Source organism: Flavobacterium sp., assembly GCF_035760125.1.
In the GTDB taxonomy this organism is placed as follows: domain Bacteria; phylum Bacteroidota; class Bacteroidia; order Flavobacteriales; family Flavobacteriaceae; genus Flavobacterium.
In genome coordinates, this window is record NZ_DASTTN010000148.1 from 1 (window position 1) to 11,775 (window position 11,775).

Genomic DNA, 11,775 nt, shown 5'->3' on the forward strand with positions numbered 1-11,775 from the left:
AATGGTAAACAAGCTTTGAACTTTCAATTGAGTATTTTAATTTACTCTTTGATATTGGCCATGATTGCCATTCCAATATTTTTATATACCGTTTTAAAAAACATCTCATTCAATGATTTAGTAAACAACGACGATATTATTTTAAAAAATTTTGATTACGGCAACAGTATAGGGATTTTGACAGTGGGTGTTTTAGCACTTTTTATATTCGCCTGTATGAAAATTGCAGAATTCTTTTTGGTCATTTATGCTTCAATCAAAGCATCTAATGGAGAAGAATATAGCTACCCTTTGACAATATCTTTTCTTAAATAATAAAATATCATGCTCAAATCAGCATTGAATTAAATATATAAAACATAATATCACAAAATAAATTAATCATTCAATCATCAATCAAAAATGAACAGTTTCATCAACAAATCTAATCAACTCAAATTAAAAAATTATGAACATTGAAAACACAAAAGCCCAGATGCGTAAAGGTGTTCTTGAGTTTTGTATCTTATCAGTATTAAAAGAGAAAGACGCTTATACCTCAGAAATATTAGACACTTTGAAAAACGCTAAATTGTTGGTCGTAGAGGGAACCATTTATCCGCTCTTAACTCGATTAAAAAATGACGGATTGCTCAACTACCGTTGGGAAGAATCCACATCGGGACCACCTAGAAAATACTATGGTTTGACTGAGATCGGACAAACCTTTTTAAGAGAACTTGATGGCACATGGACGGAATTGTCTGATGCCGTAAACTTAATAACCAACCAAAAATAATAGTCATGAACAAAACTGTAAATATAAACCTAGGCGGAATGTTCTTCCATATTGATGAAGATGCATACCAAAAATTAACCCGTTATTTTGACGCTATAAAACGATCGCTGTCAAAATCATCTGGACAAGAAGAAATAATCAAGGATATCGAAATGAGAGTTTCGGAATTATTGACAGAGAAACAAAAAACAGAGAAACATGTAGTCACTCTTAGAGAAGTAGACGAAGTTATCTCCGTTATGGGACAACCTGAGGATTACATTATCGAAGAAGATGGTCCTACTACAAATGAGAACAGAGATTTTTCAGCACCTAGACATACTAAAAAATTATACCGCGACAAAGAAAACGGAATGATTGGTGGTGTTGCAACAGGTTTGGGCCATTATTTTGGAATTGATGCCGTTTGGTTAAAAATCATGTTCTTAATATTTGTTTTTGCTGGATTTGGAACTGGAATTTTGGCTTACATTATCCTTTGGATTGTAACTCCAGAAGCTATAACAACATCTGAAAAACTGGAAATGACAGGAGAACCTGTTACAATTTCAAATATTGAAAAAAAGGTTCGTGAGGAATTTGAAAATGTTTCAGGAAAAATAAAGAATGCTGATTACGACAAATTTGGCAATCAAGTAAAAACAGGAGCCGAAAAATTAGGGAATAGCTTTAGTGATTTTATCATGACCGTTTTCAAAATTTTCGCCAAATTCTTAGGAGTTATTCTAATAATGGGAGGTTTAACGGTATTGGTTTTACTTTTTATTGGAGTATTCACATTGGGAACCAGCGTGTCAATGGATTTTCCTTGGCAAAGTTTTGTAGAAGCAGGTAACTTTACCGATTATCCAATCTGGTCTTTCGGTTTATTAATGTTCCTAGCAGTTGGTATTCCTTTCTTTTTCATGACTTTATTAGGCTTTAAATTATTAGCTCCTAATATGAAGTCTATTGGAAATATTGCAAAATACACTCTATTAGCCCTTTGGTTAATCGCTGTTTCGATTGCAATTTCAATAGGAATAAAACAAGCTACAGCATTTGCCATAAACGGCAGATCGGTTCAAAAAGAAACCATCAATCTAAAACCAACGGATACACTTTTAATCAAATTCAAACACAATGATTATTTTGCAAAGGATGTAAATGATCGAAATGATTTTATGATCACAAAAGATTCATTGAATAATGATATCATTTACTCTAATCAAGTACATATTAAAATCGAAAAATCAGACGAAAAATATGCATACATTCAAATTGAAAAAGAAGCAAAAGGAAAATCTTTATCGGAAGCCAAAAAAAGAGCAGAAGCCATTCGTTACGGATATAAAATTATCGGAAACCAATTGATTTTAGATAATTATTTGATTACCGACTTGAAAAACAAATTCCGTGATCAAGAAATCGAAATCATTTTACATCTACCAGAAGGAACTTTGTTTAAAACAGACTCTAGTGTACAAGATTATGATTGGTCCAATGATGATTTTTTCAACTTACACTACAGCTCTGACAAATACACTTACAAAGTGGAAGATTCTAAAGTAAAATGTCTTGATTGTCCAGCCGATGAAAATGATCATGATGATGTAGACATGGATGATGACAACGAAACTAATGTAACAATAACTAAAAATGGAGTTACTATTGAAAGTGATTCGGTTGTTAAAACAAAAAAAGAGTTTAAAGAATTGAAAATCAACAAAGACGGCATAATCATTAAAACTGAATAAGTAATGATGAAAACCATTCAATCTTTTGCAGTACTTATTTTTGGATTATCTGCCTTGTCTGTTAATGCTCAAAACAAACTTACAATTGAATGCAAACCTGAGCATCCGCTGAAAGAGAAAATCAATGAACAACAATACAGTTTGAATTTTGATTTTGTCATAGAAAACCAATCAACGGATAGCCTTAAATTAACCAGGTTAGAAATATCAGCTTTTGACAAGCAAAATAAACTTATCCAACAAAAGTTTTTGGATAATAATGGTACGGCACCAAGTATAAACACTATTCCAAACATTGAATGGAATAGTGTTTCAAGAAAAATGCTTTTTAATCCGTTTCCGGATCTAAATAGTATGACTGACAAACTGGAATATACATTTGTTTTCAATGATAGCATTGAGATTAAAAAAGTAGTTATTCCAATAGATTATGATCAAAAGTCGGATTTTATTTTGCCTCTAAAAAACAAAATACTTGTGTATGACGGGCATGATTTTTATTCACATCACAGGCGTTTTGACTACGAATTTGCTCCAATCAAGCAATTAGGATTTACTGGAAATTTCATGAGATATGCCTATGATTTTGTAATAATTGATTCTGAAGGAAAAAAGTTTCTTTCAAATGGAGAAAACGACACAGACTGGTTTGGTTTTGGAACTGATGTCTTCGCTGTTGCCGATGGAGAAATTGCAGCTATCGAAACGAATAAAAAAGACGATAAAACTTTTGATATTCCATCTTTAAAAGATAATCCATTAACTTTATATGGAAATTATATTGTTATAAAACACAGTGAACATTTGTACAGTATATATGGGCATCTGAAAAATCAAAGTGCAATCGGAATGAAAGTGGGAGATAAAATTAAAAAAGGGCAAAAAATTGCTTCTATTGGAACCTCTGGTAGTTCATTCTTTCCACATCTGCATTTTGAAGTTCGAAATTCGATCACCCATCAGGCGGAAGGACTTCCATCCTATTTTAAAAATTATTATTTAATTCTTGGTTCTAACAAAAAAGAGGTAACAACACACACCATTACAACCGGTGATATTATTCAATCAAAATAAAACCAATAGCCATGATAAAAGTCATCACATTAATCACGAAGTTCATAGTCATTACTCTAATGGCATTATTTTTTGGATCTTGTAATCAGTTGGGAAACATTAATTCTATAACTGGAAGCGGTCATGTAACTACCGAAAAAAGGACCGTTACTGGAGATTTCAAAAATGTAGAAATAAGCAATGCTTTAGACCTTGTTATTGAACAATCAGACAAAACAGAAATCATTGTGGAAGCCGATGATAATTTACAAAAAGAAATCACGACAAAAGTAGAAAATGGAGTACTGGTTATTTCTTGTAAATTCGGTAACTTCATCAATGTTTCTTCCAAAAAAATTACAGTAAAAATGCCAGTTATTGAAGGAATTGAAGCTTCATCAGCATCAACTGTTAATTCAGACACAACACTAAAAGGAAGCAACCTTACTTTGGCTTCATCAAGTGCTGCCTCAATTCAACTCACAACCGAATATGAAAATGTTCAATTGTCAACCAGTAGTGCAAGTAATCAAACCATCAAAGGTAAAGCCTTGCATGTAGAAGCGGAAGCTTCCAGTGGAAGTGTAATCAACACTACTGACTTACTCGCAAACGAAGTGGTAGCCAGTTCATCCAGCGGTTCATCGATAACTGTTCATCCTATTGTAAACCTAAAAGCGGATGCTTCCAGCGGTGGAAATATTACCTATAATGGAACACCTAAATCGATTCAAAAAGAGGAGAATTCTGGAGGAAGTGTCCATCAAGAATAAGTAATTCAAACTTAAAAATTTTAAAAATCATCCATCAAAATGGGTGATTTTTTTATATTTGTACTTCAACCCAAATTGTATAAAATGAAATATTCATACTTAGTTGTATTTTTCTTACTTGTAACAACATTAACTATTGGTCAAAATAAAGAAAGAATAAAGGGCTCTAAAATAGTCGTCGAAAAACCAAAAGAAATTGGCGACTTTACAGCTTTGGAAATTGAAGACAACCTAACTGTTTTCTTGGAAAAAGGCACAAAAAACGAAATTAAAATCGATGCTGATGACAATCTTCACGACAATATTTCTTTTGACATCAAAGAAAAAACACTTCGTATTTATACTTCTAAAGAAATAAGTAGTTTCAAAAAATTGGTTGTAAAAATCACATACACCAATGATCTAAAATCGGTTGTTGCCAAAAATGCAACTATTATAAATGCGCTTGAAGCTGTAATATTAGATGACATTACCTTTAGCTCATTAGATTTTGCCAAATTATATTTGAACGTCAATTCAAAAAATTTTACCCTAATATCCGATGACAAATCTAAGATCGAATTGAATTTAAAAGCTGAAAAAGCAAAAATTCAACTAAGTAAAAATGCACAAATCAAAGCATTGGTTACAACAACGGATATTGCTTTTGATTTATACCAAAAAGCGACTGCAATAATAGAAGGAGACGCTACCAACGCAGTTATTAGACAAGACAACAATAGTGTATTTACAGGTTTCAATTTAAACATAAAAAATGCAGACGTAACAACAGCAGGCAATGCAATATGCAATCTAATGTCCGATACCACACTTGTTGTTGATGCAGATAATACATCCAAAATCTACTTGCTTGGAACGCCCAAAATTGAGGTGAGAAAATTTCTGGGCGAAGCTCAATTGATAAAAAAAGCGAAGTAATCCCAAAGTCAAGGTTTCAGTACATAAAAAAAGCCCCAACTTAAAAAATTGGGACTTTTGCTTTTATAAAGAAAAAATTCAATCTTTAGACGCTAAATACCTTTCAGCATCAAGAGCAGCCATACAACCAGTACCTGCAGCTGTAATTGCTTGACGATACACATGATCTGCAGCATCACCGGCAACAAACACACCATTTACATTTGTTTTTGAAGTCCCTGGTGTATTTATAATATACCCAGTCTCATCTAATGTTAAATAGTCTTTAAAAATCTCAGTATTAGGTTGGTGTCCAATCGCCACGAAGAAACCCGTAGCTGGAATATCAAACACTTCTCCAGTAGTTTTGTTTCTTGCTTTGACAGCTGTTACCACTTGCTCGTCTCCCAATACATCTACTGTATCGTGATTCATCAAGATGGTAATATTTTCCGTTTTGCGAACACGTTCTTCCATAATTTTGGAAGCTCTAAATTTTTCGCTACGAACTAACATTGTTACTTTAGAACATAATTTAGACAAATAATGAGCCTCTTCACAAGCTGAATCTCCTGCTCCTACTATAACAACTTCTTGATTTCTATAAAAGAATCCATCACATACAGCACAAGCTGAAACTCCACCACCCATTTTCAAATAATGTTGTTCCGATGCAATATTTAAATATTTAGCAGAAGCTCCAGTAGAAATAATCACGGTTTCACAATGCAATTCAATTTTATCATTAATCCAAACTTTGTGGATATCTCCAGAGAAATCTACTTTGGTAGCCCAACCATCACGAATGTCAGCACCAAAGCGTTGTGCTTGGCTTTGTAGTTGTACCATCATTTCGGGACCGGTAACTCCATCAACATAACCAGGAAAATTTTCGACTTCATTAGTTGTGGTCAATTGACCTCCAGGTTGCATTCCTTGATATAGTACAGGATTCATGTTGGCTCTTGCTGCATATATGGCTGCTGTATAACCAGCTGGCCCAGAACCTATAATAAGGCATTTGATTTTTTCTATTGTATCCGACATATTTTTATTTTTTTGAATTGCAAATGTAATCTTTATTATAAAAAATACACAGTCAAATAAATCCAAAAAACTGATGCCGAAATAAATTTTAATTATTTTACTAAAATGTTTTGAGAAGCAGAATTAAACCTTATATTTGCACTCGATTTACGGGGTGTAGCGTAGCTCGGTTATCGCGCCTGCTTTGGGAGCAGGAGGCCGCAGGTTCGAATCCTGCCACCCCGACAAAAAAGCCGAACAGCAATGTTCGGCTTTTTTTATTTCATATTAAACTGTGTTTTTATTAAAAACAATAACTCACTAACTAATACTTACAGATACAATTTGAAAAATTGAATTAGACTTTAAAGTAGCTATTCGCCCAATAACAGGCTGAGATAACAAGGACAGTCAATATATTTTAACTCAATAGTCAAAATCAGAATTTATTTTTTTTCAAAATAAAGATAATTAGTGCTATTACTTACATCGCGCAATCTTATTTTCGAATTATTAAACTCAAACAACTTCCAATTATTATTCAATTTACCAAGTAATTCTGTACTGAAATCTATTTTTAATTCCCTAACGCCATTCTGCACTATACTTTCCCATTGGCCTATTTCCGAAATAGCTCCATTAGTAGCAACCACCGATTTGTCACTTTTAAAGACAAATGAATATCCACTATAAGAAGAGGTTTTTTCTGAATCATCAAAAAAATAAGGTATTACCCAAGAACCATTTGTTATTGTCTGTACAAAATCAAGAGTTACAATGTTATTTTCCGGGCAGTTATCAATAGCATATTTTATAGCATTTTCGAAATCTAAATTATTCGTAATTGATCTGGTCTGATTATTATAGTCTACTATAGAAATTGGATAATTTAATGAAATATACTGACTGTCGTTCAAATTTTTTATGAAATTAAAAAAAGACTGATCACTTATAATCGATACAGAACTTGCTACTTGATTTGTGCTGTTATAAATATTAATCGTTATTGGATAATTGATATTTAGACCATTGATTTTGGATAAAAGATCAGGGTAATGATTCCAATAATCGATTAAGGAATTAAAATCAGCTTCAGCAGGAATAATTTTTTCGTAGTAATTATAGTAGACCATTGTTACGGGAAAATCTATTTTTACAATATCATTATCGTTACTATTTGCATTGATATTATCTACTACTTTTTGATAATCAGCAGTTGTATTAACTGCAATTTGTTCATTATTAACAGTAACAGTATAAGGAAGTTTTATGGTACAATAACTAGACTTATCGATTACATTATCCTGCACTGTTTTAACCATCGCAACCCTTTGCAAATAAGAAGTGAGAGGAGAAACACTTGTAACTGTTCCCTGTGTATTATAATCTTGCTCATCCATTTCACTTTGACAAGACAATAATAAGGACAGGAAAGCTACTATTGATAAATATTTTTTAAAAGGGGACATATCTATATTTTTACAAAGATAATAAAATTAAAAGGACCTGTTTTTCATAAATTCGTCATCAAAGGTTTCGATTTCATTTTTTTTTAAATCCTTAATTATCAAAAGAAAATAACATTTCATACTTCTATAAAACAATCAGCTTTACTTTTACCCTACTTAAACTAAAAATAAATACTTTTGTTAAGTACAAATTGAAAATTTAAATGCCAAATAAAATCCAATCAAACACTTGTGACGAAATAATCTTTTCGTCTTTTTTTAAAAGTCAGGTAAAAGCACTTCGGAATTTTCTTTTTTACAAATTTGGCAATATAAGCCAGGCAGAAGATTTGGCACAGGAAGCATTTATAAAACTTTGGCAAAATTGTGCATCCGTACCACTAGAAAAAGCAAAATCATATATTTACACTATTGCAAATAATAGCAGTCTGAACGAAATTGCACATCAAAAAGTTGTTTTGAGATTTGAAAAAAACTTCACAGGTTTAGATAAAACAAATGAAAATCCCGAATATATTCTTGAGGAAAAACAATTTCAAACTAAACTTTTGAAAGCTATTGAAAACTTAAACGAAAAACAACGTATTGCCTTTTTGATGCATCGAATTGATGGAAAAAAATATAGCGAAATTGCCTTGGATCTAAATATAAGCGTAAAGGCAGTTGAAAAACGCATTCATTTAGCTTTATTAAGCTTACGCAAAGAAATTGAGTTATAAAGTAGGGAAAATTTAGTTCCATTTGTTTTAATGATATAATAGCAGCAAAATGAAAGAAAATCGATTATTAGCAAAATGGCTCGACAATGATTTATTGGAGGATGAATTAGCTGAATTTAAAACAAGCCCTGATTTCGAAAAATACCAAAAAATTAAAGATTATACAAAACATTTAGAGGTAGATGATTTGGATGGAAATGTTATGCTATCGAACATTCTAAAGCAGAAAAAAGCCATTCCAAAAGTAGTTCCTATTTATAAAAAATGGATTTTTCGCGTAGCCGCAATCTTTATCTTGGCTCTTGGGATTACTTTTTCATTGATTTTTTTTTCATCCCAAACACAAACAGCAAATTTTGGAGAAAAAACAACTTTTTCTTTACCAGATAACTCCGAAGTAGTACTAAATTCCGGTTCTGAAATAAACTATAAAAAATGGAACTGGAATAACAATAGACGTCTTGAATTAAAAGGAGAAGCTTATTTCAGGGTATCCAAAGGGAGACGATTTGAAGTGCTGACCAATCTTGGAAAAGTAACGGTTTTAGGAACACAATTTAATGTTAAAGATCGAAAAAACAGGTTTGATGTAGTGTGTTATGAAGGACGTGTGAAGGTCAATTATGCAAACACTCAAATTCTATTAACGCACGGACAAAGCGTTAGTTTTGAAAACGGAAAACAAATTAAAATGAAAACACATTCATTGAAACCAGAATGGATGGAAAATCAAATGTGTTTTTATAAAGAAAATATCCGAACCCTATTAGACGAAATTGAAAGACAATACAACGTTACGATTGAATTAAATACGAAAGATACAAGCTCTCTATTTACAGGGAAATTACCTGCTAAAGACTTGGATGTAGCATTGCAAATCATTAGTACAACTTATAATTTAAAAGCAGAAAAAGTTGCAAAAAATAAAATAATTTTTGACAAAAAATAAATGTTGTATCCAAAACAATTTCATTTTTTGTTTATTATGTTTTTCCTTGTCTTGAATCTTTTTGCTCAGGACAAAGGAGAAGTTGTGCCTTTTAAAAAAATCATTAATGATATTGAACAACAACATCAGGTAAGTTTTAATTACACCGAGGATAATATTGCTGGCCTTCTAATAAATCCTCCAAAAGAATCGCTCACTTTAGATCAAAAACTGCAATATCTTGCAAAAGAAACCAATTTATCCTTTGAAAATATAGGGAATAAATTCATTAATATTTATAAAAAAGATAATGAATCCAAAATAATTTGCGGGTTCATTTTTTCCAGTACGGACAAAAAACCTATTGAAAATGCAAACATTAATGTAAGTAATAAAGCTCAGACTGTGACTGATTCAAACGGTTATTTTGAGTTTAAAAAAGGGGATTCAACTATGTTTTTAATCAGTCATATAGGATTTATAACCAAACGAATTGTGCCAGATGATCCAGACTCCAAAGATTGTCTCCAGATACTATTAGAACCTGAAATTACAGAACTTGAAGAAATTAAAACCAATGCTATTTTAGCTTCAGGAATTTCAAAAAACAAAGATGGATCATTTGAAATTAAACCCAAGAAATTTGGTATTCTGCCGGGACTTATCGAACCTGATGCTTTGCAAGCAATGCAGCAAATTCCTGGAGTAAACAGTATCGATGAAAGTGTTTCGAGTATCAATGTACGTGGCGGTACCCACGATCAGAATTTATTTTTATGGAACGGAATACGAATGTACCAAACGGGACATTTTTTTGGTTTAATATCGGTCTTCAATCCCAATTTGGCACATACCATTTCTATTTATAAAAACGGAAGTTCTGCATTTTTCGGAGAAAGTGTATCCAGCGTGGTAGCTATTTCTTCTACTCCGGAAACTGCAGAAAAAAACGCTGCTAGTGCAGGAATAAACATGATTAATGCTGATATTTATGGGAAGTACAATCTTTCGAAAAAGAGTTATGTCGAAATTTCAGCACGTAAATCCATTACTGATTTTGTAGAAACTCCCACGTACAAAGAATATTTCAATAAAGTATTCCAGAATACTACAATCACTGATTTTTCGCAAAACCAAAACATTAATTATCAAAGTGATAAAAAATTTGGTTTCTACGACGCTACTCTTAAATATGCTCAAAAAATTGGGCTTAAAGACCAATTAGTACTGGATTTAATAACCATACAGGACAATTTGGAAGTCTTTCAAAGTGCGACTGCAAACGATATAAACAAATCAGAAAACAATATTTTACGCCAACAAAATTATGGTGGAAATTTGACGTGGCAAAGGAACTGGAATAACTTCAATACAACTAAAATTAATGTTTATAACTCAGCCTATGAACTTTTGGCTGACCAAAAAAACACCATTGGAAATCAAATCGTCATTCAAGAAAACACAGTTAACAATAACGGGATTAATGTAGAAAATTACCATACCATTACCTCTCAATTTAGTTTTAACGATGGGTATCAATTTAACGAAATAGGTGTTAGTAATTTAGAACAGGTAAGCAATCCTGATTTCTATCATAAAGTTAAAGAGGTTCTGAGAACACATGCCTTAATTTTGGAAGGAAAATACAATGATACGCTTTCCCGAATATATTTTAAGGCAGGAACCAGAATTAATTATATCGAAAAATTTGAAAAATTTATTGTAGAACCTCGAATGCAATTTAGCTATGGAATCAATAAAAGTTTAAATTTAGAAGTATTAGGAGAACTAAAAAGTCAAAATTCGCAACAAATCATTGATTTGCAAAAAGATTATTTTGGCATTGAAAAGAGGCGTTGGATTCTCTCAAATAACACAACTATTCCCATTCAAAAAAGCAAACAAATATCCTTAAATTTATTCTATAAAAAGAATAATTGGTTGTTAGATATAGAAAATTTCTATAAAAAAGTAACCGGTATTACAACCTCCAGCCAAGGTTTTCAGAACCAATTAGAATTTATTCGAACAACTGGCGATTATGAAGTTTTAGGAACAGAAATTCTAATTCAAAAAAAAATAAATCACTTTCTTACCTGGTTAAGTTATACCTATAATAAAAATGATTATCAGTTTTCCAATTATGAATACCCAAGTTTTCCAAACAATTTCGAGTTAACTCATGCTTTATCGTGGGCAGGTATTTATGAGAAAAACAATTTCAAAATTGCTTTGGGAACAAAATTGTCTTCAGGAAGACCAAAAACCTCTCCCAACAGTTCTCAAATTGATCTTTCAAATCCTGTACTGGTTTACAACAAACCTAATAACACCAATTTAAATGTTTTTTCACAAGTTAATTTTTCATCTACTTACAAGTGGGAAACTACAAATGG

General features: G+C 31.8%; 11 protein-coding genes and 1 tRNA gene. 10 read left to right on the top strand and 2 right to left on the bottom strand.

Going from position 1 to position 11,775, the window contains the following annotated elements; genetic code table 11:
- The 6 genes from VFS71_RS05770 to VFS71_RS05795 all read left to right on the top strand — a co-directional run.
- On the top strand, window positions 1-315 hold a 315-nt coding region (locus VFS71_RS05770), incomplete at its 5' end, for a DUF4870 domain-containing protein (RefSeq protein WP_326399917.1).
- 133 nt (window positions 316-448) lie between these two features.
- Window positions 449-778 carry a PadR family transcriptional regulator gene (locus VFS71_RS05775; RefSeq protein ID WP_111409468.1) on the top strand — a complete coding sequence of 110 codons (330 nt, stop codon included), beginning with the start codon at window positions 449-451 and terminating at the stop codon, window positions 776-778.
- Between the two features lie 5 nt (window positions 779-783).
- Window positions 784-2,514 (top strand): PspC domain-containing protein, encoded by a 1,731-nt coding sequence (locus VFS71_RS05780; protein ID WP_326399918.1) that lies wholly within the window; start codon window positions 784-786, stop codon window positions 2,512-2,514.
- 3 nt (window positions 2,515-2,517) lie between these two features.
- Entirely contained in the window at window positions 2,518-3,588 is a 1,071-nt protein-coding gene (locus VFS71_RS05785; RefSeq protein WP_326399919.1) for a M23 family metallopeptidase, read from the top strand.
- A gap of 11 nt (window positions 3,589-3,599) precedes the next feature.
- Window positions 3,600-4,340: a head GIN domain-containing protein gene (locus VFS71_RS05790; protein ID WP_326399920.1), complete on the top strand. Its 741-nt coding sequence runs from the start codon at window positions 3,600-3,602 to the stop codon at window positions 4,338-4,340.
- An 84-nt stretch (window positions 4,341-4,424) separates the two neighbouring features.
- Entirely contained in the window at window positions 4,425-5,258 is an 834-nt protein-coding gene (locus VFS71_RS05795) for a GIN domain-containing protein (protein WP_326399921.1), read from the top strand.
- 78 nt (window positions 5,259-5,336) lie between these two features.
- Here the strand turns inward: VFS71_RS05795 and trxB are convergent, their stop codons facing one another.
- A complete protein-coding gene (trxB, locus tag VFS71_RS05800; RefSeq protein ID WP_326399922.1) occupies window positions 5,337-6,284 on the bottom strand; it encodes a thioredoxin-disulfide reductase in 948 nt (315 codons plus the stop codon).
- A gap of 150 nt (window positions 6,285-6,434) precedes the next feature.
- Here trxB and VFS71_RS05805 point away from each other — a divergent pair.
- Window positions 6,435-6,509: transfer RNA gene (locus VFS71_RS05805), tRNA-Pro, on the top strand.
- A gap of 200 nt (window positions 6,510-6,709) precedes the next feature.
- On the opposite strand, the gene VFS71_RS05810 is transcribed toward VFS71_RS05805, so the two are convergent.
- Window positions 6,710-7,732 (bottom strand): hypothetical protein, encoded by a 1,023-nt coding sequence (locus VFS71_RS05810; RefSeq protein ID WP_326399923.1) that lies wholly within the window; start codon window positions 7,730-7,732, stop codon window positions 6,710-6,712.
- 203 nt (window positions 7,733-7,935) lie between these two features.
- Between VFS71_RS05810 and VFS71_RS05815 the strand changes: the two genes are divergently transcribed.
- The 3 genes from VFS71_RS05815 to VFS71_RS05825 all read left to right on the top strand — a co-directional run.
- Window positions 7,936-8,451 carry an RNA polymerase sigma factor gene (locus tag VFS71_RS05815; protein WP_326399924.1) on the top strand — a complete coding sequence of 172 codons (516 nt, stop codon included), beginning with the start codon at window positions 7,936-7,938 and terminating at the stop codon, window positions 8,449-8,451.
- Window positions 8,452-8,500: 49 nt separating this feature from the next.
- On the top strand, window positions 8,501-9,400 hold the full coding sequence (locus VFS71_RS05820) for a FecR family protein (protein WP_326399925.1): 900 nt from the start codon (window positions 8,501-8,503) through the stop codon (window positions 9,398-9,400).
- Between the two features lie 36 nt (window positions 9,401-9,436).
- Window positions 9,437-11,775 (top strand): TonB-dependent receptor (locus VFS71_RS05825; protein WP_326399926.1); only part of this gene is annotated, 2,339 nt, incomplete at its 3' end.

What these genes read in the sequence shown, in the direction of transcription:
- VFS71_RS05775 (WP_111409468.1), top strand. Translation starts at nt 449, where the DNA reads ATGAACATTGAAAACACAAAAGCCCAGATGCGTAAAGGTGTTCTTGAG.
- VFS71_RS05780 (WP_326399918.1), top strand. Translation starts at nt 784, where the DNA reads ATGAACAAAACTGTAAATATAAACCTAGGCGGAATGTTCTTCCATATT.
- VFS71_RS05785 (WP_326399919.1), top strand. Translation starts at nt 2,518, where the DNA reads ATGATGAAAACCATTCAATCTTTTGCAGTACTTATTTTTGGATTATCT.
- VFS71_RS05790 (WP_326399920.1), top strand. Translation starts at nt 3,600, where the DNA reads ATGATAAAAGTCATCACATTAATCACGAAGTTCATAGTCATTACTCTA.
- VFS71_RS05795 (WP_326399921.1), top strand. Translation starts at nt 4,425, where the DNA reads ATGAAATATTCATACTTAGTTGTATTTTTCTTACTTGTAACAACATTA.
- trxB (WP_326399922.1), bottom strand. Translation starts at nt 6,284, where the DNA reads ATGTCGGATACAATAGAAAAAATCAAATGCCTTATTATAGGTTCTGGG.
- VFS71_RS05810 (WP_326399923.1), bottom strand. Translation starts at nt 7,732, where the DNA reads ATGTCCCCTTTTAAAAAATATTTATCAATAGTAGCTTTCCTGTCCTTA.
- VFS71_RS05815 (WP_326399924.1), top strand. Translation starts at nt 7,936, where the DNA reads ATGCCAAATAAAATCCAATCAAACACTTGTGACGAAATAATCTTTTCG.
- VFS71_RS05820 (WP_326399925.1), top strand. Translation starts at nt 8,501, where the DNA reads ATGAAAGAAAATCGATTATTAGCAAAATGGCTCGACAATGATTTATTG.